At 72.4% G+C, this 23,111-nt stretch carries 23 protein-coding genes; 8 read left to right on the plus strand and 15 right to left on the minus strand.

Annotated features, from left to right (window positions below):
• Positions 1-4: 4 nt before the first annotated feature.
• Positions 5-1,198 (minus strand): alpha-hydroxy acid oxidase, encoded by a 1,194-nt coding sequence (locus K8Z49_RS32475; protein ID WP_412515985.1) that lies wholly within the window; start codon positions 1,196-1,198, stop codon positions 5-7.
• 209 nt (positions 1,199-1,407) lie between these two features.
• On the opposite strand from K8Z49_RS32475, the gene K8Z49_RS32480 reads away from it, so the two are divergent.
• Positions 1,408-2,202: a hypothetical protein gene (locus tag K8Z49_RS32480; protein ID WP_075021194.1), complete on the plus strand. Its 795-nt coding sequence runs from the start codon at positions 1,408-1,410 to the stop codon at positions 2,200-2,202.
• Between the two features lie 30 nt (positions 2,203-2,232).
• Here the strand turns inward: K8Z49_RS32480 and K8Z49_RS32485 are convergent, their stop codons facing one another.
• Genes K8Z49_RS32485 through K8Z49_RS32495 form a run of 3 tightly spaced genes read right to left on the minus strand, consistent with a single transcriptional unit; the run spans position 2,233 to position 5,266 of the window.
• Positions 2,233-3,267 (minus strand): LysR family transcriptional regulator, encoded by a 1,035-nt coding sequence (locus tag K8Z49_RS32485; RefSeq protein WP_024934509.1) that lies wholly within the window; start codon positions 3,265-3,267, stop codon positions 2,233-2,235.
• A 33-nt stretch (positions 3,268-3,300) separates the two neighbouring features.
• The gene (locus K8Z49_RS32490) at positions 3,301-4,431 is read right to left on the minus strand and encodes a CaiB/BaiF CoA transferase family protein (protein ID WP_412515986.1); all 1,131 of its coding nucleotides are present in this window, start codon (positions 4,429-4,431) and stop codon (positions 3,301-3,303) included.
• Between the two features lie 7 nt (positions 4,432-4,438).
• The gene (locus tag K8Z49_RS32495) at positions 4,439-5,266 is read right to left on the minus strand and encodes an enoyl-CoA hydratase-related protein (RefSeq protein WP_412515987.1); all 828 of its coding nucleotides are present in this window, start codon (positions 5,264-5,266) and stop codon (positions 4,439-4,441) included.
• Between the two features lie 359 nt (positions 5,267-5,625).
• Between K8Z49_RS32495 and K8Z49_RS32500 the strand changes: the two genes are divergently transcribed.
• The 7 genes from K8Z49_RS32500 (at position 5,626) to K8Z49_RS32530 (ending at position 12,758) form a co-directional block, all read left to right on the plus strand.
• On the plus strand, positions 5,626-6,603 hold the full coding sequence (locus K8Z49_RS32500) for a tripartite tricarboxylate transporter substrate binding protein (RefSeq protein WP_412515988.1): 978 nt from the start codon (positions 5,626-5,628) through the stop codon (positions 6,601-6,603).
• A 17-nt stretch (positions 6,604-6,620) separates the two neighbouring features.
• The gene (locus tag K8Z49_RS32505; protein ID WP_412515989.1) at positions 6,621-7,118 is read left to right on the plus strand and encodes a tripartite tricarboxylate transporter TctB family protein; all 498 of its coding nucleotides are present in this window, start codon (positions 6,621-6,623) and stop codon (positions 7,116-7,118) included.
• A 19-nt stretch (positions 7,119-7,137) separates the two neighbouring features.
• A complete protein-coding gene (locus K8Z49_RS32510) occupies positions 7,138-8,670 on the plus strand; it encodes a tripartite tricarboxylate transporter permease (RefSeq protein WP_412515990.1) in 1,533 nt (510 codons plus the stop codon).
• 103 nt (positions 8,671-8,773) lie between these two features.
• Positions 8,774-9,595, plus strand: a complete 822-nt coding sequence (locus K8Z49_RS32515; protein ID WP_024934506.1) for an SAM-dependent methyltransferase — start codon at positions 8,774-8,776, stop codon at positions 9,593-9,595.
• Positions 9,596-9,745: 150 nt separating this feature from the next.
• A complete protein-coding gene (locus K8Z49_RS32520; protein ID WP_177287697.1) occupies positions 9,746-10,795 on the plus strand; it encodes a DUF5753 domain-containing protein in 1,050 nt (349 codons plus the stop codon).
• 169 nt (positions 10,796-10,964) lie between these two features.
• The gene (locus K8Z49_RS32525; RefSeq protein ID WP_143118421.1) at positions 10,965-11,831 is read left to right on the plus strand and encodes a hypothetical protein; all 867 of its coding nucleotides are present in this window, start codon (positions 10,965-10,967) and stop codon (positions 11,829-11,831) included.
• Between the two features lie 477 nt (positions 11,832-12,308).
• Positions 12,309-12,758 carry a hypothetical protein gene (locus K8Z49_RS32530; protein WP_143118420.1) on the plus strand — a complete coding sequence of 150 codons (450 nt, stop codon included), beginning with the start codon at positions 12,309-12,311 and terminating at the stop codon, positions 12,756-12,758.
• A gap of 6 nt (positions 12,759-12,764) precedes the next feature.
• On the opposite strand, the gene K8Z49_RS32535 is transcribed toward K8Z49_RS32530, so the two are convergent.
• From K8Z49_RS32535 to K8Z49_RS32585, 11 genes are all read right to left on the minus strand, one after another.
• Positions 12,765-13,760 (minus strand): glycosyltransferase family 2 protein, encoded by a 996-nt coding sequence (locus tag K8Z49_RS32535; protein ID WP_052357306.1) that lies wholly within the window; start codon positions 13,758-13,760, stop codon positions 12,765-12,767.
• Positions 13,757-15,004 (minus strand): glycosyltransferase family 4 protein, encoded by a 1,248-nt coding sequence (locus K8Z49_RS32540; RefSeq protein ID WP_412515991.1) that lies wholly within the window; start codon positions 15,002-15,004, stop codon positions 13,757-13,759. Before K8Z49_RS32540 ends, K8Z49_RS32535 begins: the two co-directional genes overlap by 4 nt.
• The gene (locus tag K8Z49_RS32545; RefSeq protein WP_412515992.1) at positions 15,001-16,284 is read right to left on the minus strand and encodes a lipopolysaccharide biosynthesis protein; all 1,284 of its coding nucleotides are present in this window, start codon (positions 16,282-16,284) and stop codon (positions 15,001-15,003) included. Before K8Z49_RS32545 ends, K8Z49_RS32540 begins: the two co-directional genes overlap by 4 nt.
• Positions 16,281-17,036 (minus strand): NTP transferase domain-containing protein, encoded by a 756-nt coding sequence (locus tag K8Z49_RS32550; protein WP_412515993.1) that lies wholly within the window; start codon positions 17,034-17,036, stop codon positions 16,281-16,283. Before K8Z49_RS32550 ends, K8Z49_RS32545 begins: the two co-directional genes overlap by 4 nt.
• On the minus strand, positions 17,033-17,662 hold the full coding sequence (locus K8Z49_RS32555) for an HAD family hydrolase (RefSeq protein WP_412515994.1): 630 nt from the start codon (positions 17,660-17,662) through the stop codon (positions 17,033-17,035). The genes K8Z49_RS32550 and K8Z49_RS32555 overlap by 4 nt, the downstream gene beginning before the upstream one ends.
• On the minus strand, positions 17,659-18,894 hold the full coding sequence (locus tag K8Z49_RS32560) for a 2-phospho-L-lactate transferase CofD family protein (protein ID WP_021594267.1): 1,236 nt from the start codon (positions 18,892-18,894) through the stop codon (positions 17,659-17,661). Before K8Z49_RS32560 ends, K8Z49_RS32555 begins: the two co-directional genes overlap by 4 nt.
• Positions 18,891-19,679: a glycosyltransferase family 2 protein gene (locus K8Z49_RS32565; protein ID WP_021594266.1), complete on the minus strand. Its 789-nt coding sequence runs from the start codon at positions 19,677-19,679 to the stop codon at positions 18,891-18,893. Before K8Z49_RS32565 ends, K8Z49_RS32560 begins: the two co-directional genes overlap by 4 nt.
• Before the next feature lie 16 nt (positions 19,680-19,695).
• Positions 19,696-20,295, minus strand: coding sequence for a hypothetical protein (locus tag K8Z49_RS32570; protein WP_412515995.1), 600 nt, complete (start codon positions 20,293-20,295; stop codon positions 19,696-19,698).
• A gap of 369 nt (positions 20,296-20,664) precedes the next feature.
• Positions 20,665-21,534 (minus strand): N-acyl homoserine lactonase family protein, encoded by an 870-nt coding sequence (locus K8Z49_RS32575; RefSeq protein ID WP_075021188.1) that lies wholly within the window; start codon positions 21,532-21,534, stop codon positions 20,665-20,667.
• Entirely contained in the window at positions 21,531-22,112 is a 582-nt protein-coding gene (locus K8Z49_RS32580) for a carboxymuconolactone decarboxylase family protein (RefSeq protein ID WP_075021187.1), read from the minus strand. Before K8Z49_RS32580 ends, K8Z49_RS32575 begins: the two co-directional genes overlap by 4 nt.
• The gene (locus K8Z49_RS32585; protein ID WP_412515996.1) at positions 22,109-23,089 is read right to left on the minus strand and encodes a DUF6282 family protein; all 981 of its coding nucleotides are present in this window, start codon (positions 23,087-23,089) and stop codon (positions 22,109-22,111) included. Before K8Z49_RS32585 ends, K8Z49_RS32580 begins: the two co-directional genes overlap by 4 nt.
• Positions 23,090-23,111: the final 22 nt, after the last annotated feature.

A 23,111-nucleotide genomic window follows, 5' to 3' on the forward strand; every position in this document is an offset into this window, starting at 1 on the left:
ACCTTCAGTCCGTCCGCCGCGCCCGAAGCCATCCGGCGTCCAGCTCGGCCACCGAGGCGCATCCCATCAGGCACATGGTCCGGATCATCTGGGACCGCAGCATTTCCAGGACGTGGACGACGCCCGGCTCCCCGCCGGCGGCCAGCCCCCAGACGACCAGACGCCCCACCAGCACCGCACGCGCCCCGAGCGCGACCGCCCGCACCACGTCCCCGCCCCGGCGGACGCCGCCGTCGAGCAGCACCTCCGCCGACCCGCCGACCGCGTCCACGACCTCGGGGAGCGCGTCGATCGCGGCCGGTACGCCGTCGAGCTGGCGGCCGCCATGGTTGGACGCCACCACGGCGTCGGCGCCCAGGTCGACCGCGCGCCGCGCGTCGTCCCCGGTGATCACGCCCTTCACGACCAGCCGCCCGTCCCAGACCTCGCGGAGCCAGGCGACATCGCGCCACGTGGGGGAGAAGGACTCCGCTCCGGCGCGCCCCATCTCGGTGAGCGGCATCGCTCTGCCGTCACTCCCGGATCCGGCCGTGTTGGGCAGCTCGAACGGCATGCCGTCGCGCCAGAACCGGTAGACCCATCCAGGCCGCCGCGCCATTTGCGGCCCAAGGCGAAAGGCGCTTCCAGCGTTAATTCTCAGGTTATAGCTGAACCTGTTCCGAAAATCGCGTTCGCGATTCCCGGCGATGGCCGTGTCGATCGTCGCCACGAGCACCCGGTAACCGGAGCGGCGAGCCCGTTCCACGAGCGCCTCCATCAGCACGGGATCGGAGAACCTGTAGAGCTGGAACCACCGGGGCCCGCTCGCCGACGCGACCTGGTCGAGGGAGTACCCGCCCCCGGAAGGCACGACCGACTCCACGCCGGCTCGCTCCGCCCCCCGCGCGACCGCCAGGTCACCCGCCGGATGCACCAGTCGCATGCCGCCGCAAGGCGCGGTCAGCACCGGCATGGAGAGCTCGGTTCCGAGAACCTCCGTCGCCAGCACCGGCCGGGGTGTCCACTCTCCCATCCGTGGATGCAACCAGAGGCCGTCGAAGGCCTCGCTATTGCGCCGCAATGTCACCTCGTCGTCGGCGCCGCCGTCGATGTAATCGAAGAGCAGCCGCAGCAGAACCCGCCGAGCGGAACGGCGTGCGTCCTCGTGATTGAGCACTCCTGAAAGCCGTCGTCTCCGCATGGCCTGCACGCCGAGCATGCGAACCTCTCAGTTATCGCGAGATATGTATGTCCTGCAATGATAAGTACGCCGCCCAGCGAAACCGTTGCCGTTCGGGCATCGATCAATGCACCCTGACCCGCCACCGGCCCCCGCGCCCCCACCTTCCGCTGCCCCGGGCATCGCCGGGCTCCTCAAGCGCGAGCTCGACCCGGTGGGATTCTGGGCCGGCAAAACCCAATACGGAGATGATCGAGGGGCTGAAGCGCCAGGTGGAGAAGGCTTACCGGGAGTTCGGCGGAGATCCGAAGCCCGCGAAGACCAACCGATGGGCGCAGAGCTCTAAGGCTCCGGACCTGGTCGCCTCCTTCAGCGAGGATGGCGAACTGACGATCACAGGCCGGGCACCCGCCCCGCTCGGCGTCGAAGGCATGGGCTCGCACACCACCATGTGGGCGGCGGAACTCGTGGCTCTGCAGTGGATCGTCGCCTCAGCGGCGCCTGAGGAGCAGACTCGGATCCAGGCCATCAAGGGAAGGGTGAAGGACGATCTCAAGGGCGAGGTGCTCGAGCTCGACTACTTGCTTCCCGCTGACCAGCTCCGCTCCGGGCAACTGCACGCCATCTTCGGCGCCGCCGTCAGAACGCTGGAGGCACAGCGCATCGAGTCGGCCGCGGAGAACTATCTGAGGTTCCGCAATCTGCTTCCCTATGCGACGGTCGATGCGGGTGACAGGGGCGGTCACGGCGAGAGGAAGACCCGGGCTGTGGAAAAGGGGTTCGACAGGGAATCGCTGCTGCAAGCCGTTGCTCAGAAAGCAGACGAGTACAGCCAGGAGCGGGTGGAATCTACGATCGACGCTCTGAAAAAGGCCGCGGCCGCGTTGGAGAAGGAACCCGGTTTGGGGTGGACCTCAACGAAAGAAGTCTTCGACGCCGTCGTACTTTCGATCGGACGGCTGGAAAAGGAGGCCGAGGCCCTCGGCGGGGGCAAAATGCAAGTACGCGGCCGGCGAAAAGTCGAAGAAACAGTGATCGAATGACCGGGCGAGCCACCGCGCGAGCGCGGCCGGTCAGAGGTCGCCGTCGGGGTGGGGGCCCGGGGTGAGGTTCAGGGTGTAGGGGGTCTCCTCCAGGCGCTGGTAGGCGGTCTCGATCACGCTGTCGGCGTCGATGGCCGCTTCCAGCAGCGTCATGCCGCGGTCGGTGCGGGTGGTGATGGCGCGTTGCCAGCGGTCGAGGTTCTCCCTGCTGAGTTCGAGGAACTTGCGGGTCGGCATCGACAGCGGGGTGCTGGGCGTGACGGCGTAGATGGCCCGCGAGGTCAGCGGCTCGATCATGCGCAGGCTCGCTCCCCGGCGGCGCGCGTCCAGCGCCTGGCGCATCGGCAGGAGCGCGGCCCCGGCGCCGGCGATGATGAACGGGACGAGCCCCGCGGGTTCGCTGACGTCGACGACGACCGCGGGCTCGACCGCGCTGGTGTCGCGGATGGAGTCGAGGTAGGGGCGCCCGAACCCGCGGTCGACGATCATGGGGAGGCCGTCGAGCAGGGCGATGGGGACCGGGTCGGGGAACTCGTTGCGCCAGCCGGGCGGCAGCGCGAGGACGACCTCCCCCTCGCCGATGTGGACGCACTCGATGCCCTGGCGCGTCACGGGGGCGACGGTGTAGGCGAGCTCGGCCTCGCCCGTCCGGATCAGGGCGACGATCTCGTCGGTGTCCCCGTGGTGCTGGGTGAGCCGGAGGGTGAGGCCGGGGTGCCTGCGGCGGAAGTGGCCCACCCAGGCGGCGAGGAAGCTCGTCGTGAGGGAGGCGGAGATCGCCAGGTCGACCCGCCCGCGTTCGAGCCCCCGGTAGCTCTCGGCGACCTGGCGGGCCCGATGCATGTCGCGCACCACCTGGCGGGCCGGGCCGACGAGCGCCTCGCCCGCCGGGGCGAGCACCAGCCCGCGCCCGACCCGGCGGAACAGCTCGACGCCGAGGTCGCTCTCCAGCCGGCGGATGATCTGCGACAGGGACGGTTGCGCCAGGTAGAGCGCCGACGCGGCCCGGGTGATGCTGCCCTGGTCGACGACGGCGAGGAAGCATTCGAGCTCGCGGACGTTCATGAGGGCGATCCAAACGGTCGGCTCACGGACGGGTCAAGGCTCGCGCCAGGCGGGCGCCCCGGAGTCGGCCCCGGTCCGGGGCACCGCCCGGTCCGCCTCGGGCGCCACGCCGTCGAGGGTGAAGGGCAGCGACGGGATGGTGTAGCGGTCGCCGTCCGGGCCGATGCCCGTGCTGAGGATGCCGCCGGCGTGCACGTCCGCCGCCGCGGCCACGTCGCGGTAGGTGCGGACCTCCGCCGCGACGATGCCGTGGTCGGCCAGCAGCGCGAGGCACTTCTCGGTCGAGAGGGCGCCGAGGGCCTGCGAGATCTCCGCGAGGAGCGCCGTCCGGTTCGCCACCCGGGACGGGTTGTCGGCGAACCGGGGGTCGTCGAGCATCCAGGGCTTGTCGATGAAGCGGCACAGCCGCGCGAAGTGCTCGGGGGTGTACGCCGAGACGACGATGGTCCCGTCCGAGGTGTGGACGAGGTCGGCCGCGGGCGCCACGGTCGCCTGCCCGTTCCCCTTGCGCCGCGGCTCCTGGCCGGAGGCGTGCCATTCGCCCCACATGGCGGACTGGAGATGGATCGCGGCGTCCAGCAGGGAGACCTCGGCCACCCCGCCCTCGCCGGTGCGCTCCCGGCGCAGCAGCGCGGCGAGGACTGCCTGGACGACCGCGTAGCTGGCGGCGACGTCGGCGATCGGGAAGCCGACCCGGAGCGGATCGCCGTCCTGCTCCCCGTTGATCGACATCAGCCCGCTCTCGGCCTGCGCGGCGATGTCGAGGCCGGGCCGCTGCGCCGAGGGGCCCGCGGCGGGGAAACCGCTGACCGAGACGAAGACGAGCCGGGGGTGGCCGGCCCGCAGGTCGTCCGGCCCGAGGCCGAGCCGGGCCAGCGCTCCGGCCCGGAGGTTCTGCACGACGACGTCCGCCCCGGCGATCAGGCGCAGGGCCGTGTCCCGGTCGCTCTCCTGCTTGAGGTCGAGGACGACCGAGCGCTTCCCGCGGTTGAAGGCGAGGACGATGCCCTCGCCGTAGGCGCCGATGCCGCGCGCCTGGTCCCCGCCCGGTGGCTCGATCTTGATGACCTCGGCGCCGAGATCGCAGAGCAGCTGGGTCGCCGCGGGCGCCGCGATGTAGTGACCGAACTCGACGACTCGGATTCCCGCGAGTGGTGTGGTCATGCCGTTCCTACTCTCCGGTGAACACCGGCTTGCGCTTCTCCAGGAAGGCCCGGGCCGCCTGCCTCGCGTCGTCGCTGCGGGCGCAGTCCACCATGCGGGGCATCTCGCGCTGGAGGTAGTCGGGCAGCGTCGCCAGCCGGGCGTCCGCCAGGTTCTCCTTCGCGTAGCGCATCGCCTTCGGCGGCTGGGCGGCGAGCTTACCCGCCAGTTCGCCGACCCTGGCCGGCAGGTCGGCCGTGGTCTCGGTCACCAGGCCCCACTCCGACGCCTCGGCGGCCGTGAACTTGGCGGGATCGAGGAGCAGCGCCCGCGCGCGGGCGTCGCCCACGGCGCGGGCGAGCAGCCAGGCGCTGCCCAGGTCGCCCGACACTCCGGCGCTGACGAACGCGGTGTTGAACGCCGCGCCCTGCGCCGCCAGCCGGAAGTCGGCGGCCAGGGCGAGGGCCAGCCCCGCGCCGGCGCAGGCGCCGTTGATGGCCGCGATCGTCGGCACCGGGAAGGACACGAGCGTCTCCACGATGGTCGAGGCCCGGCCCAGGCGGTCGAGGTCGTCGGCGACCGAACGTCCGCGCAGGGTGCGCGTGTCCTGGTCGTGAGCGTTGTCCGAGGCGGCGCGGGCCAGGTCGGCGCCGACGCAGAAGTCGGCTCCCGCGCCGGTGAGGACGAGGACGCGCAGGCCGCGTTCCGAGCGGGCCCGCTCGACGGCGGCGAGCAGGTCCTCGACGAGCTGCCAGGAGATCGCGTTGCGGCGCTCGGGCCGGTTGAGGGTCACGGTGCCGACGCCGCCGGCGAGCTCGAACAGCACGGTCCCCGAACCGGTCGCCGTTCCGCTCATCCGGGGAGGCCCGGCAGGTCACGCGCCGCTGGGTATCGAAGATCCATCCGGGTGCACCATCCCTCGTTCGCTGTTCCGACACCGCGCCCCATCCTGAGCAACGCCGTCCTAGTGCGTCAAAGAGCAAAACGAAGAGCAACGCATTGCGTGGAGCTATGGCTGACTCATTGCGCCACGCAATGAGTCGGGTTGAGTTCACGTCTTTGACGTACTTCATCGGGCGGTGACACGGTGGGGCCTTCGCGGAAGTGGACCGAGGTCATGGACATTGGGCCAGGTGGCGGGCTCGTGGCGACGGCGATGTCGTCGCTCTGGTCACCGCCCCATCGGGCATCGGTCCGTCAGACAAGAGGTGCCCCATGAATGCTCGTCCGGTCAGGAAACCCCGCAGCGTCGCCTGGGTGTCGGTCCTCGCCTGCGCGCTCGCCACGGCCGCCTGCGGCGGTGCGACCGCCCAGCAGGCCTACCCGACACGCGACGTCCAGCTCATCGTGCCCTATCCGGCCGGCAGCGCGATCGACACCACGGCCCGCGCCCTGGCCGACACCGTCAACGAGCAGCGCAAACTCGGCAAGCGCCTCCAGGTGGTGAACAGGGCCGGGGGCGCCGGCCTGGTCGGGACGACCGCGGTGCTCAAGGCCAACAAGGCCGGCTACACGATCGGCCTCGTTCCGGACGGGCCGATGACGTTGATTCCCCATACCGAAAAGGTCTCCTACGATCCCGAGGCGGCCACGGTGCTGAGCGAGGCCACCACCTCGCCGGTGCTGTTCGCGGTGCCGGCCGACTCGCCCTACAAGACCCTGGGCGACCTGGTCGCCGCCGCCAAGGCCCGCCCCGGCGCCGTCACGATCGCCGAAGGACCGCTCAACTACGCGGTTCCGGCCAAGAAGTTCGAGCAGCTGACCGGCACGCGGTTCAAGCACGTCAAGTTCGACGGCGACCAGGCGACGACCACGGCCCTGCTGGGCGGCAACGTCGACGTGGGCGTCATGCAGCTGGCCGGGGCGAAGGCGCAGCTGACGTCCAAGAAGCTCCGCGCGATCGGGATCGCCACCGCCGGGCGCGTCGACCTCGCTCCCGACATCCCCACCTTCACCGAGCAGAAGATCCAGCTGCAGTGGGAGGCGTACAACGTCGTCATCGCGCCGAAGGGGCTGCCGGCCGAGGCGCAGAAGAAGCTGTCCGACGCGTTCACCGCGGCCATCAAGAGCCCGAAGTTCACGCAGACCGCGAAGAACCTGGGCCTCGTCGTCAGCGGGGCCGACGGGAAGGCGGCCAAGGCGCGGCTGTCGCAGAAGTCCACCGCGGCGAAGAGCCTGCTCCCGCTGGGATGACGGTGAGGCGCATCCCCATGAGAGCCGCGTCCGACGTGATCGGGGCCGGATCGCTCCTGGCGCTGGGCGTGCTGTACGGCGTGCTGGCCGTCGGGGAGGGGATCGGCACGATGGCCGACACCGGGGCGGGCTTCTTCCCCCTGGTCGTCGCGGTCGTGCTGGTCGCCGCCAGCGGCACTGTCCTCGTGCAGAGCCGGCGCGGGACGTCACGCGCCGAGCCCGCCGAGGACGACGCGGCCCCGGAGGACGGGGCCGAGGACGGTGCGGACGACGCCGTGCACTGGGCACGGGTCGGCGGCGTCCTGGCCGCCGCCCTGCTGGTGCCCGCCGTGGGCGCCACGGTGGGCATGACCGTGACGCTGTCGGTCTCCGTCGCGCTGGCCGCCAAGATCATGGGCCTTTCCCGGTGGACCGGCGCCGCCATCCTCGGCGTCGCCTTCGGCGCGGCCACCTGGCTGGTCTTCGTGCGGCTGCTGTACGTCCCCCTCCCGGCCGGCACGCTCGGCCTGGTCTGAAGAAAGGAAGAAGTGTCGCATGGCGGACGTGATCGGTAACCTCGGCACCGGCTTCGCCTCCTTCGCCGATCCGACCTACGTCCTCCTCGCGCTGGTGGGCGTGGTGCTCGGCACGGTCGTCGGGGTGCTCCCGGGCATCGGGCCCATCGGCGCGATGTCGGTCCTGCTCGGCATGACGACGCAGCTGGGCCCGACGGGGTCGCTCATCCTGTTCGCCGGGATCTACTTCGGCTCCACCTACGGAGGGTCGACGACCTCGATCCTGCTCAACCTGCCCGGCGAGTCGTCGTCGGTGGTGACGGCGCTCGACGGGCACGCGATGACGAGGCGGGGCAGGGCCGGGCCCGCGCTGACCATCGCGGCGGTCTCCTCGTTCGTGGCGGGGACCGTCGCGATCGTCGGGCTCATGGTGTTCGCCCCGTGGCTGAGCGGGGTGGCGGTCGAGCTCGGTCCTCCCGAGTACATGGCGCTGTGCGTCGCGGGACTGCTGCTGCTGGCGGCGCTCTCCGACGGCTCCACCGCCAAGGCCGTCGCCATGATCTGCGCCGGGCTGGCGGTGGGCACGGTCGGCATCGACCCGGCCGCCGGGGATCTGCGGTTCACGCTGGGAACGGGCAGCCTGGCCGAGGGGTTCAGCTTCATCGCCCTGGTCATGGGGGTCTTCGGCGTGGCGGAGGCGCTGAGCACGACCGGCCGCCGGTGGCGTCCGGAGGCCGTCCGGGCCCCGAAGCTCAGGGAGCTCCTGCCCTCCGGGCGGGAGTCGCGCGGGGCGGCGCCGGCGGCGGTGCGCGGCTCGGTGATCGGCTTCCTGCTCGGGCTGGTGCCGGGCCCGGCCGCCGTGCTGTCGACGTTCGCCTCCTACGTGGCCGAACGGAAGATCTCCCGGCACCCCGAGAAGTTCGGGAAGGGCGCCGTCGAGGGGGTGGCCGGTCCGGAGGCGGCCAACAACGCGGCGGCGGGCGCCGCGTTCATCCCCCTGCTGGCGCTCGGCATCCCGTTCGCCCCGACGATGGCGCTCGTGCTCGCCGCCCTGCTGCTGAACGGCATCGTCCCGGGGCCGACGTTCATCAACGACCAGCCCGACCTGTTCTGGACGGTCATCGCCGCGATGTACATCGCCAATCTGGCGCTCCTGGTCCTGAACCTTCCGCTGGTGGGCCTTTTCACGCGCCTGCTGTCCGTCCCGCCGCAGGTGCTGATGCCGGTCGTGATCGGCCTGTGCGTCGTCGGGGTGTACGCCGAGAACAATTCGATGTTCGACGTCATGGTGATGCTGGTCGCGGGGCTCCTCGGATTCGTGCTCCGCCGGGCCGGGTTCAGCATGGCCCCCTTCGTGCTCGCCGTCGTCCTCCAGCCCACGCTGGAGACCTCGCTGCGCCAGACCCTGGCCTACTCCGACGGCAATTCGGGATACGTGCTCGGACGGCCCGTCACGATGGTGATACTCGGCTTCGTGGTCTTGGCCGTGGCATTGTCGGTGCGGCAGGCGGTCCGCGCGCGAAGGGCCTCGTCCGCCCCTTCGGCCAGTTCTGAATCGGCACGCACCGGCTAGCCCGGCCGTCGCCCGCGACGATGACCCATTGAGGCCACCGTTCATCGCATGTGCGCTCTTTATCCTTGATCGGACTATTATGTCCAAATAAATTGGAGCCGTTATGGATGAACAGTACGGTCCGGAGTTGCCGTCGATCCCCGGCGTCGATCCCGAGGTGCCCAATTCGGCCCGGGTGTGGGATTACTGGCTGGGAGGCGACGAGTTCTACCCCGCCGACAAGGCGATGGCCGACGAGATCGAGCGGGTCCTGCCGGACATCGTGGACCAGGCGCGCGCCGACCGGCTGTTCCTGAGACGCGTGGTGGAGTTCTTCGCCGGCGAGGCGGGCATCGACCAGTTCCTGGACATCGGGACGGGCCTGCCGACGTCCAACAACACCCACGAGGTCGCGCAGCGGCTGCGCCCGGACGCCCGCGTCGTCTACGTCGACAACGACCCGCTCGTCCTGGCGCACGCCCGCGCGCTGCTGACCAGCACCCCCGAGGGCGTCACCGCCTATCTGGACGCGGACATGCACGACCCCGACGGCATCCTCGACCTGGCCGCCCGGACGCTGGACTTCGGCCGTCCGGTGGCCGTCACCATGCTCGGGGTGGTCTGGCACATCGTCGAGGACGACGACGCCGTGCGGATCCTCGGGCGCCTGATGGAGCGGACCGCGCCGGGCAGCCATCTGGCGATCAGCCACCAGACCGACGAGGTCACCGGGCAGCAGGCCCGGGACGCGGTGGAGATGTGGAACCGGGACGCCGCCCCCAAGGGGGTGTGCCGGTCCAGGCGGCAGATGGAGACGCTGTTCACCGAGATCGGCCTCGACCTGCTGGAGCCGGGTGTGGTGTCGTGCAACCGGTGGCGGCCGGAGACCACCGACATGCTGCCCGCGGAGGTCGACCAGTTCGGTGGGGTGGGCCTCAGACAGTGACCGGCCGCCATCTGGTGGCCGGCACCGGTGACGGCGCACCGGGACGTTGGGCAGACTGGGACAGCCGCGTAGGAGGTGAGGAGCCTGCCGACCGGAAACGAGGCAGACGCCGGTAGGAGCGCCAAGAAGCCCGACGGGTGCGTGAACTGCGTGAACGGTTCGAGTGCCGTGGACGGCAGGCTCGGTGGCACCGGCGGCCCTTCCGGTGATGCCGGCTGCCGGTGCACCGTGGGCGAGGTGTGGGTCCCGCAGTGCGAGCCGGACGCGCTGACCCAGCCGCGGCTGCTGCTGGCCGCCCGGCTGCGCGAGTTGCGTGAGCGCCGGCAGGTGCCGATGCGCACCGCCGCCGCGGCGATCGGATCTCCGGCTCTGCTCCAGGCGATGGAACGGGGCGTCACGGCATCGTCCCCCCACCACGTGATGACCCTGGCCACGCTGTTCGGGGTGACCGACCACGACACCCGGTCGGTGCTGCTGCAACTGGCCCTGCACTCGCGCCAGGAGGGTTGGTGGGAGCCCTACCGCAGTCTCATCCGCCCCGGGTTCCTGCCCTACCTCGGCGCCGAGCAGGCCGCGCAGCTGATCCGCTCCTACGCCGTCGAGGCGATACCCGAGCTTCTGCAGCACCCCGACTACGCCCGCGCCCTCATCGCCCGGAGGCATCCCGCGGCCGATGACGACGAGCTGGACCGGCGGCTGGAACTGCAGATGCACCGCCAGCGGATCCTGCGCGCCGACGACCCGCCCCAGCTGTGGATGATCATCGACGAGGCGGCGCTGCTCCGCTGGGCCGCCCCCACCACCGTGATGTACCGCCAGCTCGACCACCTGCTCGACCTGTGCGAGCTCCCGCACGTCAGCATCCAGATCATGCCGCTGGACACGGGCGCCGCCCTGCTGCCGCGCCCGCTCACGCTGGTGCGCGTGCTGGAGGACCGCGACATCTCCCGGGTGGCCTACCTTCAGGAACTCGACACCTCCATGTACCCGCACGACGCCGGCCGGGCCAGGCACTGGCTGAACAAGCTGGCGATCCAGGCGGCCCGGCCGGACGAGACGCCCGACCTGCTGCGCCGGGCGGTCGGGCACCTGGCGGGCGAGGAGCCGCGCCCCTCCCGCGACGACCGGACCGGCGACGACCGGGCCGGCGACGACCTGGCCGGCGACGACCGCGCCCGCGTCGCCGGATCGCTCCGGTGACGGCTGAATGTGACGGATGACACAGAGCCGGGCGCCCGCGTCTGGCAGGCTGCCGCCGTCCCCGGACCGCTGACCGGCCCTGACTGACACGCGCATACCGGACACCCGCGCGGCACCGCACCCCGCCCTGCCCTGCCACCCGTCCGTTCTCGCAGAAAGCGCAGCGCCCATGGCAACGACGCCGCGGCGGACCCCCGCGCACCAGATGTTCAACAACGTGCTGTCCAGCCTCCACGAGCACAGTGGGAACGACACGAAGGACGAGATCGCCGGGGTCGTGGTGCGGGTCCCGGGGCTCTACCCCGACTACCGGGGCGGGATCCCCGCGGGGCTGTCCCCGATCAACATCTACAAGAAGCTGCGCGGCGATCATCTGACACTGCCGACCGGCCCCCAGCTCAGCGTGCTCGTCCTGGCGCTCCAGCACCTCGCCTACCGCGGGCACGTGCGCGACGACGATCCGGGGTGCGCCACCCTCCCCGGATGGCAGGCGCTGCTGAACCAGGCCAGGATGCTCGACCGCCACCAGCGGAGCCAGGGCCGGTACATCCGGGATTCGGAGCACGGCGCCGACCGGCCGCTGACCCTGCCCGTGCCCGTGCCGCCGGGGTCCGCCGTCCGAACGTCCGCGGCGCACATCGAGGTCGCCTCCATCGACGTGACCGCGGTCGAAGTCCATCAACTCGTCGCCCTCGGCCACTACGCCCGGACGCTGGCACTGCGCGCCTCCGACGCGGACCCGGGCGCCTTCTACGAGATCGCCGTCGCCCTCGGCACCGCCGGGGACCCCTACCGCGGGCGCGCGGGGGTGTTCGCCGTCGCCGCCGCGGCCGCCGCCCGGGGGCCGTCCCCCGCCTCCGACCTGCTCACCCCGGATCTCGACGTCGACGCCGGCAAGGCCGCCGCGCACGCCCGCGTGCTGGCCCACGCCGCCACCGCCCACGACGACCACGACGCCGCCCGCGTCTTCGCGTACTGCGCCGGCCGCGCCGACAGCCCCGGCCTGCAAGCCCAGGCGCCGCGACTTCGCGACTGATTCCCCCTGCCGCACGGCAAAGGCATCCCCGAAACGGTCGTGACCGACCGATGCACGTTCATTCGCCGCGTGCATTTCAGATCGTTTCCTCGCCGCGCCGAATTGTTGCTTTCTATTTCGCAATGAATATCGGCCGATAAGCTGATATGGGCACCTTGATGTGTCATCGTGGCGCATGTGCGACTTAGTGCCGCTGAGGCCCCCTCAACTGCTTCCGGCCCGTGGTCGCCTCCCGCCGCACGGCGCCCCTGGGTGCACTGACGGTCGACCGTGGCGGCTCCATGTGAATGCCGGACGCCTGGGTCGGCGGTGTTCCGCCGGGCCATTCCCAAGAGATCGAGGTGACCCATGCCCCCGCACAACCCGTCGTTCCATCAGTGGCAGCCCCGCCACCGGAACTGCTTTTTCCTGGACATCTCCCGATTCACCGGCACTGACGAGGCGGCCCAAGCGCACCGGCGGGCAACGGTCCAGAACATGGTCGAGCACACCGCGCGCGACCTCGACATCCGTTGGCGGCCCGGCCTGCACAGCGACCGGGGCGACGGTCTCGCGCTCGTCACCAAGTGCGGCATCGAGGTGCTGGTCCACGACCTTCCGTGGCGGCTCGGCGGCGCCGTGCGCCGGCACAACCAGACCGTCGCGCCCGATCTGCAGGTCCGGCTCCGCATGGCCGTGGACGCCGGCTTTCTCGTCAGGGACCACACGGGCTACTCCGGCGACGCCCTCAACCGGGCCGCCCGGCTTCTCGACGCGCCGGAATTCAAGATCGCGATGAGAGATCAGGGCGCGGAGTTCGCCGTCATCATCTCCGCCGAACTGTACGAGGCGATCCAGGGGTTCCACCTGCTCGACGACAGAAAGATCGGGAAGGTCCAGGTCGACGTGAAGGAGACCCACACCACGGCCTGGATGTGGACCCCCTGAGACCCGCTAGCGGAGCGCCGCGGTGCGCTGGGCCCGGCGCAGGCCGGGCAGCAGGCGGAGGGAGCCGGCGGCCAGGCCCGAGACCAGCACCATGTGGACCGCGAGGTGCACCGTCATGAAGTAGGCGGTGAACGCGGCGCCCCGGCGCCGGTGGACGAAGCGCAGCAGCCCCGGATCGGCGGCGGCGAAGCAGGCCAGCAGGGCGAGCGGCAGCGCGAGCAGCGCCGGGTGCAGCAGGCCGGCCGGGAGGGTCGCCATCGCGAGGGCGCAGGCGAGGATGCCTGCCGGGCGGTTGGCGTGCTCCGGCTGCCCGCCGCCCCGCCTGGACGCGGCGAGCGCGAGCGGGACGAGCGGGACGGCCCGGCGCCACTGCTCGGCGAGGATCGGCAGGAGCCGGCTCGCGTCGTCGTGGTGCCCGCGGACGGCGTCGGTGAGGACGACGCGGCACGTGCCCGCGAGCCGGCCGCCGTACTCGACGTCCTCGCAGTCGCGCAGCGTCTCGTCGAACGGGCCCACGGCGCGCAGCACGTCGCGGCGGATGGCGGCGAGCGCGAACACGACACCGGTGACGTCGCCGAGGTGCCGGCGGCGCCAGTACGCGGCGTGCAGGACGCGGTACCACTCCGCGGGCCCGTCGTCGATGAGCGGCTCGGGCTCGTAGACGCCCTGGACGCATCCGCATTCCGGGTCGTCGTCCAGGACGCGCAGAGCGTTCTCCACCGCGTCCGGGCGCAGCGCTACATCGGAGTCGAGGAAGAAGACGACGTCTCCCGTGGTGGCGGCGACACCGGCGTTCCGCGCGGCCGACACCCCGCGGTTCTCGGGCAGCCGCACGACGCGGCAGCCCTGCGCGGCGGCGATCGCCGCGGAGCCGTCACCACTGGCGTCGTCGACCACGACGATCTCGTCCGGGCGCCGCGTCTGGGCCAGGACGGCCTCCAGGCACGGGCGCAGCGTCTTCGCCGCGTTGTAGCAGGGGACGATCAGGGAGACGGTCGTCATGGCCGGGCCTCCAGCGCCGCGCGATAGACGGAGAGGGTCTGTTCGGCGGTCCTGGCCCAGCTCAGCCGGTCCCGGACGAGCCGTTCCCCGTGCCGGGCGAGGTCCGCCCGGACGGCCGGGTCGGTCAGCACCCCGGTCACGGCCTCGGCGATGGCCTCCGGGCCGGTGCCGCGGACGAAGCGCGCCGCGGGGGCGTCCGCGTCGCCGAGGAACACGCGGGAGAACCCGGCGCCGAGGACCGCCGGTCGGGCCATCGCCATCGCCTCGGTCGCGACCAGGCCGAACGGCTCGAAGAGGGAGGGGAACACGCAGGCGTCGGCCATCTCGTAGTACTCCAGCAGCGCGCGCCCGCCGACGAACCCGCCGGAGGTGCGGACGTGTTCGTCCAGCCCGGTCTCGGCGACGATGCGCGCGACGCCCGCCGTGTCCCCGTCGCCGACGACGACCAGGCGGACCCTGGGGACGTCCTTGCGGATGCTTCGCATCGCTTCGAGCAGCTCGTAGATCCCCTTCTGCCGTTCGAGGCGCCCGACGAACAGGAGCACCGGGTCGTCCGGCGCGATCCCGAGGCGCGAGCGGAGGGCGGCGGCGCCGAGGCGGAGTCCGTCCCGGTCGAACGCGGGGTCCGCCAGGACCCACTCGAACGTGCCGCCCAGGGGGACGACGTCGATCGGCGTCCGGTCCCAGCCGGCGGCGGTCAGCTGGTCCCGCACCTCCGGGGTGGGAACGACGACGCGCCGCGCGACGCGCGCCAGCCACCGCTCGACCGCCGCGAACACGTGCAGCGGGTCGGTGATCGTGCGCTGCGGGGCGACGCCGTACTCGGTGGTGTGGACGTGCAGGACGACCGGCAGCCGCAGCGCGTAGTGGCACAGCAGGCCGCACAGGAAGTTCGTCGTGTCGTGGACGGAGACCAGGTCGGGCCGCTCGTCCCGGCCGAGGCGCCGCAGCCGCGAGAAGTACCGCCAGTTGCTCACCACGACGTTCAGGGCGAGCAGCAGGAACTCGGCCCTGCGGGTCCGGTTGAGGCGCCGGCGGCGGCCGATCGCGCCGAGGACGCCGCCGCGCGGCCGGTACACGGCGATCGTCCCGCTCGTGCCGCGCACCGGGAGGCGGCCGTCGTTCAGCGTGCACACGGCCAGCCGGTGCTCGCGGGCCAGGTACGGCGTGATCATCTCCGCGTACCTGCCGAGCCCGGTGGTGACGTTCGGCGGGTACTGGTTGACGACGTAGGCGATCCTCACCGCTGCGCCTCCACCGCGTCCGTCTCCGTTGTCCCGGTCTCCGCCCGCCGGTACGTTCTGGCCGCGGCGGTCCCCACGATGGCCACGAGGATGACGTTGCCGAGCGCGAAGCCGGCCAGCGCCCCGGTCAGCCCCCACCGGGCGACGCACGTGGCCAGGCACGCCACGGCGACGGGCGTGCCCGCGGCGAGGCAGCCGGCGAGGAGCCGCGCGCCCCGCACCCCGTCCATCGACAGGGCCACGGCGTACAGGTTGAAGACCGTGTGCGCTCCGATGCCCGCCGCCGACAGCGCCATGAGCCCGAGCGAGTAGGGGTAGCCGCCGCCCAGCAGGACGAAGAAGACGGTGCTCGCCGCGAACGCCACGGCCGCCGTGCCCGCCGCGACCAGCGGGGTGATCCGCGCGATGCGCCGCAGCGCGGCCGGCTTGTCCGCCACCGCGAGCGCCGGCAGCAGCACCAGGCCGACCCCGTCGGTGAACAGCACGCCGAGCAGCCGTTTCGGGAAGCCGTTGTAGACCGAGTACACGCCGACGTCCCCCGTGCCGGCCCAGCGGTTCAGGAAGATCACGTCGATGCCGAACAGGACGCCGGTCAGCACGGCGATCACGGTCATGTAGGCGCCGAGCCGGTACTGCGAGCGTGCCGCCGCCCGCGTCCACGAGCGCGGGACGATCCCCAGGCCGGGCAGCGCGACCAGGACGAACGCCGCGTTCGTGGCGATGAGCGCGAAGAGGTAGATCTCCGCGTCGTGTACGCCGAGGACCAGCAGGCAGAACGCCGAGCCGGCCAGGTAGGCGGCGGCGACCGCGAGCTTGAGGGACGCCACGAACCGGTACCGTGCCAGGCCGCGCAGCAGACCCTCGGTGAGCTGGTTCAGCGCCAGCGACAGCGCGAGCGCGAACGAGAAGCACAGCGTCCGGGCGTCGACGCCCAGCGGGACGGCCAGGAGCGGGGAGAGCAGCGCCCCGGCGGCGGTGAGGCCACCGCCCAGCGCGAGGGTGGACAGGAACGCCGTCGCCGCCAGGGCCGGGCGCTCCGCCGGCCGGGCGCGCGGCAGCTCCTGGAGCAGCACGTAGTGCAGGCTCATCAGCATGCCCACGGCGACGATCAGCGCGATCGTCAGCACCAGGGTGAAGTGCCCGAACTCCCGCGGGCCCGCGCCCCGGGCGATGACGAGCGTGGTGCCGGCGGCCGTGGCGCTGGCCAGGCTGCTCAGCAGCGTCGGCCCGGCCGCCCACCCGTGCCCGCCGAGCGGCGACCGCGCGCGGTCGGGCCTCACCCGGCGCGCTCCGCGTGCCGCCGCCTGGCGAACTCCAGGTCGGCCGCGGTGTTGATGCCGCGGGCCTCGTCCGGATCGTCCACCTGCACCGCCGTGACGTCCCGGCCGCGGATCAGCGACAGGTAGGTCAGGAACGGCAGGAAGTTGACCTCGCCGGTCATCGCGCCGCGGGGCGCGGCGGCGAGGTAGTCCCGCCAGGCGGCCGCGAGCCCGCCCGTCGCCAGGCAGAACGCGCCGACGTCGCCGAGCCCGCCGGGCCGGCACGCGTCGCCCTCGCGGGACTGCCGCACCCGCAGCAGCCGGCCGCCGGACAGCTCGTACTCGACGTACGGGTCGGGCATCGGCACCAGCGGGATCGTCAGCCCCGGCGCGCGCAGGTGGGCGTCCACGACGCGGCGCACCGTCCGCCCGGACAGGTTCACCTGGTCGCCCCAGACCACCAGGATCCCGCCATGGGACTCCCAGTGCCCGGACGCCCCGAAGACGGCGTCGCCCATGCCGGTCGGCTCGCGCTGCACGCTCACGGACACGGCGCCACCGGCGATCTCCTCGGCGGCGAGGCGGTGGAACCGCGTCTCCGCCGCGGGCGCGATCACCACGTGCACATGGTCGACGGACGCCCGCAGCGCACGGTGCAGCAGGTGCCACACGGTGACGCCGTCGGCGATCTCCGCCATGATCTTCGGGACGTCCAGGCCGAGCCGCGTGCCGCGCCCGGCCGCCGGGATCACCGCGCAGACGGTGCGGTTCACGGCCGGGCCCCCGTCTCGGCGAGCCCGGCGAGGTCGTCCAGCCCGCTCAGGTGGACCGCGCCCGGGGCGGGCTCGGCCGCGTGCACCTGGAACGTCGTCAGCCCGGCCCCGACGGCGGACGCCACCCCGTGGACCGAGTCCTCCACGGCCACCGCCTCGTCCGGCGCGATGCCCCACCGTTCGCAGGCGCGCCGGTAGAACGCCGGGTCGGGCTTGCTGACCGGGACGTCGTCGCCGGTGAGAACGCCGCGGAACCACCCGCCCAGCGAGCAGGCCGCCAGCACCCGCTCGACCGAACCGCGGCTGCCGCTCGTCACCAGGTACGCGGGCTGCCCGCCGGCGGCGAGGGCCGCGAGGAACCTCCGCGCACCAGGGAAGACCTTCACTCGCCCCGCGTCGACGTACGCGCGGTAGTGCCGCCGCTTGGCGCCGATCAGCCGCCGCGCGCCGTCCGTGCCGAGGCCCAGGACCGCCGCGACCTCGTCGGTGCTCGCGCCCGCGTGTCGTTCGTATCGGAAGGAACCGAGCAGCTCGGGCGCGGTCTCCGCGAGCGCGGCGCGGAAGGCGGCATCGTGGACCGGGGTGGAGTCCACGAGCGTGCCGTCGAGATCGCAGAGCCAGATCATCCGGCCTCCTCCAGCGGGGCGGCGGCGGGCAGCCCCGCCAGGGCGGTGAGGACGCGCACGGTGCGCGGCCCGCTGTGCGTGCCCGGACGCGCGGGCTCCGCCAGGTCCGCGGAGATCCACCGGGCCCGGCCCCAGGTGCCCTCCGGGACGTCCACCGGCACCGCCTTCATCTGCACCGCCTTCACCTGCACCGCCCGGTCGCCCGCGCCCTCGTGGCACAGCACGTGGGTGACGGTCCGGCGCTCGTTGAACGGGTCGCCGAGATGGACCAGGGCGCGGGCGACGTGGTCCGACGCGGTCAGGCCCTGGACGTCGTGGTCCTCCCGGATGTTGACGACCAGCACTTTCGCCGCCGCGCGGCTCGCCGCGACCGCCTGTGCCACCCCCGGCGCGAGGTAGCTCGGGTACAGCGACGAATGCGGGGTGCCCGGCCCGTACACGATCAGGCGGGCGTCCCGGATCGCCGCCAGCGCCGCCGGGTTCGGCGACACCTCGGCGCGGCGGCCGGCCAGGATCCGCCGCACCCGCCCGGCGGGCATCGCCTCCAGCGCGTCCCGGTCGCGGACCGGGTCGCGGAGCAGGAACAGGTCGGTGATCGGCGCCGGGTCCTGCGGCGCGACGATCTCCGCCTCGTCCGCCAGCAGCCGCCCGTCCTCCTTGAGCGCCGCCAGGTGGGCGTTCTCGCCGCCGGTCACGTTCAGCAGCCGCACCGGGGACCCGAACGTCGCGGCGCACGCGCGGACCGCGGCGTTGAAGTCCTCTCCCAGCCGCAGGTAGGCCCCGGCGAACACCAGGTTGCCGAGCGCGCAGTCCGCGAGGTCGAAGCCCCCGGCGCCGGTGCCGAGCCGGTCCAGGAAGGCGGCCAGGTCCCGGGCGATCGCCAGCCGCGGGCCGCGCGGCAGCGCGTGGCATCCCTCGACGAGGTCGACCGCGAGCGCGCCGACGAACTCGGCCAGGTCGCGCGGCGTCGTCCCGTCCGGGAGGCGGTGCTCCAGGACCGCGGCCAGCGCCGCCTGCCCCGGATCGCGGGCGTCCAGATGCAGCAGGAGGTTCTTGCGGAAGTCCGACGGCCCGAGCATCCCGGGCAGGTAGCGGCGCAGCGCGCCGGTGGACATCCCGTTGTCGTACCCGTTGATCAGCAGCGCCAGCCGGATGCCCGGCGTGCGCAGCAGCTCCCGCGCGATCGCGGCGCCGCCCCGCCCGCCGCTGAACATCGCTACCCGGGCGCTCACCGGATCTCCCGGCGGATCCACTCGTTCGCGGACGGGGCGCGCAACACGCCCCGCCGCTGCAGCCAGTGGCGGTAGCCGAGGTAGCCGACGAGCAGCGCCCGGTCCCGGGCCCCGCGCCAGTACCGCCAGCCGCGTCCCCCGCCGGCGCGCGGCCGGTGCTCGATCGGGATCTCCACCCACGTACGGCCGAGTTCGGCGACCCGTGCGGTGATCTCGGTCGAGCAGTTCATCCCGCCCGCCTCCAGCGGCAGCGCGCGCAGCAGCGGCCCGTGCACCAGCTTGAAGATCGAGTTGAAGTCGCGGTAGCGGGTGCGGTGCAGCAGGTTGCTGACCGCGCCGCTCGCCGCCGAGCCCCACCGGTACGCGGCGCCGTCGGCCTTCCGGACGCGGGCACCGGAGAAGGCCGTGCCCTCGCCGGCGAGGACGGGCCCGAGGAACCGGTCGAGGCCGGCGATCGGGAACTGGCCGTCGGAGTCCAGCAGCAGGACCCACTCCAGCCGCGTGTGCCCGATCGCGGCGCGGATCGCCGCGCCCGCCCCGCGGTTGCGGTCGAACCGCACGATGACCAGCTCGGGGCAGCCCACCCTGAGCTCTTCGAGGATGTCGGCGGTCGCGTCGGTGCTCCCGTCGTCGCAGACGACGATCTCCCACTCGCCGACCAGCGCGTTGCGCCGCAGGTAGGCCTGCCATTCGGTGACCACGTCGGCGATGGTCGCCGCCTCGTTGTAGGCGGGCGCCGCCACGGAGATCCCGATGGCGCCGGACGCGCCCCCGGACGTTGGCATTTTGTCCCCTTCCCGCTCAGGTACGGGTCCGCTCGGGGCCGAGCAGGCGCCCGAGCCGGCGATCCAGCGGCAGCAGGTTGAACGCGACGACGAACGGAAGGTGGGCGAGCGCGAAGACGACCGTCGCGCCGAACGAGATCGGCCCGCCGGTGATCAGGGTGATGTGCGGTGCGTCGATCTCGGACGGGAGGTCCACCGGGTTGACGACGTACCACATCAGGTCGAGGAAGCCGGAGAAGATGACGACGATGCCCGTGAACACGACCTTCAGGCACCGGCCGGGCGTCCCGCCTCCGAGCCGGTACGCGACGGCGGTGGTCAGCACGAGGCCCGGATAGAGCAGCAGGTAAAGGTGGGTGTAGAAACTGTCGGCATCGGCGCGCTCGCCGTCCAGAAAATAGAAGCCGCTGATCCTCGGAAAGAGGTAGCCGGCGAAGAAGACGAACGGGATGTACAGCACCCAATGCGGGACCCTCGACGGCCACGGGAACAACGCGATTCCGCAGGCCAGGCAGGCGAAGACCAGCAGTTTGGCGGGCAGTTCCCAGGCGGCCCCGATCTCGCGCCCGTGCGGCATGAACAGCAGTACGGCCAGTGCCCCGGCCGTCCCCGTCACAAGGGCGATCCACCACACGTGAACGCCCCAGCGGACAGGCGCCGCGGGCTGTGCGCCACCGGTCACGGGATCCGGTTCGCCCTCTCCGGATCGCGTCCGGGAGCCCGGGTCCCCGCTTCTGACGCTCATTGTCCGACACCCTTCCCCGAGGCACCGAGCGACGACCGGCACCCATCTTCTAGTCCCACTTTCAACCATCGTGGGAGCGCTCCCACACACTCCCGTCGCACACCACCGAGAAATGTGTGGGAGCGCTCCCAGTAGATTTGAGAACGTCCATTCATGTCAAGACGTCACCCGAAAAACGCCGAAACATCCCTTGCGCGAGCGGGCCTGCGGAGGAGTTGCCGGGTCAGCGGGACCCGCGGTTCACGTGAGCGCCTCGACCAGGCTGCCGTGGCCTCCCGCCAGGCTGATCTCGGCCAGGTGCAGCCCGTCGTCGAACGCGTGCGAGGGGAACCGCTCCCAGATCCGGTTCTCGTGGAACGGGATGATCCTGCGGGTCTCGCCGCCGACGGCGGAGAGCATGGTGTCGGCGAAGTCCAGCCAGCCGGTGGCGCTGCCCGTCGTCATGGCGATGGGCGCGAGGATCCCGTCGCCGCGCAGGCCCTCCAGGTTCTCGTAGGAGTAGACGTTGTCGCCGGCGAAGATCCATTCGCCGTCCGCCGCGTTGGAGACCGCGACCACCTGCGAGCCCGCCGTGTGGGTGTCGAAGGCGGGGCGCACGGCGAGGCCGGGCGCGATCTCGTGCTCGCCGTCGACGCGGGTCCCGAGGCCGTCGCGTTCCCGCTCGGCCAGGAGGGCGGGCAGGTCCGCCTGGCACGAGCGGGTCAGGTACTCGAACCGGGGCGGCCTCCGCAGCGCCGCCTCGTACTGGGTGATCTCGCGTTGCTGGATGTAGACGTGGGCGTTCGGGAAGGCGCCCGCGCAGCCCGCGTGGTCGAAGTGGTTGTGCGTGAGGATCACGGTGTCGACCTGCGCGGCGGCGACGCCGATCCGGTCGAGCACGTCCACCGGCGCGGCCCATCCGGTCCGGCCGTACTTGGCGGTCAGCCGCCGGTAGGTGGCCTCGTCGGCGAACCCGGTGTCGACCAGCGCGCACCGGTCGGCCGAGCGCACGAGGGCGAAGCAGTACGGCATCCGCCGGTGGCCCTCATTCGGCTGCGCGGCGAACAGGTTGCTGGCCGGGAACCGGTCCACGAACCCGTACTCCAGGACCCAGATGGAGTGGTCGCTCATCGACCGGTCTCCTCGGGCGGCAGCAGCTCGAAGGCGCCGAGCTGGACGGCGACCATCGTGTAGTAGCCGACGAGCGTCACCACCTCGAACAGCCGCTCCACGGTGAGCCCGGCCACCGCGTCGGCGTAGGTGCCCTCGTCGAGCTTGCCCGTGTCAAGGAGCTGCCGGGCGACCTCGTACGCGCGGCGCTCCTCGGTGGTCGTCAGCTCCGGCGGCCGGCCGGCGGCGAGCGCGTCCAGGTCGGCGGGCGACAGCCCCGCGGCGATCCCCGCCTTCGTGTGCGCGAACAGCTCGAAGGGGGCCCGGTGGTGATGGCCGACCATGAGGATGACCATCTCCCGGGCGCGCGCCGGGAGCGTCAGGTGGTACCGGATCGCCGCACCGAGCTTTTCGAGCGCGTTGCCGAGCGGCGGGTGCAGGACCCACACCGCCGGCGGTCCCTGGAGCCGTCCCGCGCCGTCCACCAGCGAGAACGGGGCGGACGAGTCCGCGCGGCGGCCCGAGGCGAAGAAGTCGTACAGGGTGCGTTGCTCCGGGCTCATCTCCTCCGGGCTCTGGCCCGTGAAACGCGCGCTCATGCGCGGACGGGGCCGGGCGCGCCGAGGAAGGCCCGCGGGTTGTCGACGGTCATGCGCCGCAGCTCGTCCGGCCGCCAGCCGAGATACGCCAGCTGCTCCACGAAGATCCGCAGGCATTCGGGCTCGGAAGGCGCCCACCGGGAGAAGGCGTCGGTGCTGAGCACGCTCCTCTCGGGGCCGATCGCCGAGAGCATGTCGTGCACGTCGCGGATCGTGTGCCGGGAGTCGGGGTGCAGGAGCGGGCCGTTGCAGAACTCGATGTAGGCGCCGAGGGCGGCGAGCTCGCGCAGCCGGCCCGCGTCCGCCGTGTAGTGCATCGGATGCGTGATCATCAACCGCTGCCCGATGTCGGCGCAGTAGCGCGCCACCGCCTCGCTCTCCTCCAGCGACACGTGCCCGGTCGCCAGCGACAGGCCGAGGTCCCGGCACGCGTCGACGGCCTCGCGCGCCTGCCCGGTCAGGGTGCCGCCGGAGGCGAGCAGCGAGACGGCGTTGCGGCGGCCGTACTCGTCGAAGGACGGGGAGACCCGGCCGAGCAGCTTGGAGATGTAGCCGTTCCGGCCGGTGTCGGCGTCCGAGCCCCAGGTCGGGAGGAAGACGACCCGGGCGCCGTGCGCGGCGGCCAGTTCCACGACCGTCGCGCAGACCCCGCCCATCGGCGGGTTGAGCGTGATGCTGCCGTGCACCTCGAAGCCGAGATCGGCGACCTGCCGCCGCAGCATCCCGGCGCGGTCGGTCGTGATCCACAGGTGCGACTTCAGCACCCAGCCGGCGATGCCGTACGCGTGCGCGAGCCGGGCGACCGCCAGGTCGTCGCCGCGGTAGTGGAACGCGGCGGACAGGTCGGGCCGGCCGTGGACGTGCACGTCGACGGCGTCGCGCAGGAGCCGGTCGAACCCGTCGGGGAGCGCGGCGACGTCCAGGGGCGGCGCCGGAGGCTGATCGTCGGCCATCTCGTCGGCCATCTCGTCGGCCATGGGGACCTCCACGTGGGGAAGA

The organism is Actinomadura madurae (genome assembly GCF_047130825.1).
GTDB lineage: Bacteria > Actinomycetota > Actinomycetes > Streptosporangiales > Streptosporangiaceae > Spirillospora > Spirillospora madurae.

What these genes read in the sequence shown, in the direction of transcription:
- K8Z49_RS32585 (WP_412515996.1), bottom strand. Translation starts at nt 23,089, where the DNA reads ATGGCCGACGAGATGGCCGACGAGATGGCCGACGATCAGCCTCCGGCG.
- K8Z49_RS32565 (WP_021594266.1), bottom strand. Translation starts at nt 19,679, where the DNA reads ATGCCAACGTCCGGGGGCGCGTCCGGCGCCATCGGGATCTCCGTGGCG.
- K8Z49_RS32535 (WP_052357306.1), bottom strand. Translation starts at nt 13,760, where the DNA reads ATGACGACCGTCTCCCTGATCGTCCCCTGCTACAACGCGGCGAAGACG.
- K8Z49_RS32575 (WP_075021188.1), bottom strand. Translation starts at nt 21,534, where the DNA reads ATGAGCGACCACTCCATCTGGGTCCTGGAGTACGGGTTCGTGGACCGG.
- K8Z49_RS32475 (WP_412515985.1), bottom strand. Translation starts at nt 1,198, where the DNA reads ATGCTCGGCGTGCAGGCCATGCGGAGACGACGGCTTTCAGGAGTGCTC.
- K8Z49_RS32495 (WP_412515987.1), bottom strand. Translation starts at nt 5,266, where the DNA reads ATGAGCGGAACGGCGACCGGTTCGGGGACCGTGCTGTTCGAGCTCGCC.
- K8Z49_RS32515 (WP_024934506.1), top strand. Translation starts at nt 8,774, where the DNA reads ATGGATGAACAGTACGGTCCGGAGTTGCCGTCGATCCCCGGCGTCGAT.
- K8Z49_RS32525 (WP_143118421.1), top strand. Translation starts at nt 10,965, where the DNA reads ATGGCAACGACGCCGCGGCGGACCCCCGCGCACCAGATGTTCAACAAC.
- K8Z49_RS32500 (WP_412515988.1), top strand. Translation starts at nt 5,626, where the DNA reads ATGAATGCTCGTCCGGTCAGGAAACCCCGCAGCGTCGCCTGGGTGTCG.
- K8Z49_RS32555 (WP_412515994.1), bottom strand. Translation starts at nt 17,662, where the DNA reads ATGATCTGGCTCTGCGATCTCGACGGCACGCTCGTGGACTCCACCCCG.
- K8Z49_RS32510 (WP_412515990.1), top strand. Translation starts at nt 7,138, where the DNA reads ATGGCGGACGTGATCGGTAACCTCGGCACCGGCTTCGCCTCCTTCGCC.
- K8Z49_RS32505 (WP_412515989.1), top strand. Translation starts at nt 6,621, where the DNA reads ATGAGAGCCGCGTCCGACGTGATCGGGGCCGGATCGCTCCTGGCGCTG.
- K8Z49_RS32490 (WP_412515986.1), bottom strand. Translation starts at nt 4,431, where the DNA reads ATGACCACACCACTCGCGGGAATCCGAGTCGTCGAGTTCGGTCACTAC.
- K8Z49_RS32480 (WP_075021194.1), top strand. Translation starts at nt 1,408, where the DNA reads ATGATCGAGGGGCTGAAGCGCCAGGTGGAGAAGGCTTACCGGGAGTTC.
- K8Z49_RS32485 (WP_024934509.1), bottom strand. Translation starts at nt 3,267, where the DNA reads ATGAACGTCCGCGAGCTCGAATGCTTCCTCGCCGTCGTCGACCAGGGC.
- K8Z49_RS32580 (WP_075021187.1), bottom strand. Translation starts at nt 22,112, where the DNA reads ATGAGCGCGCGTTTCACGGGCCAGAGCCCGGAGGAGATGAGCCCGGAG.
- K8Z49_RS32530 (WP_143118420.1), top strand. Translation starts at nt 12,309, where the DNA reads ATGGTCGAGCACACCGCGCGCGACCTCGACATCCGTTGGCGGCCCGGC.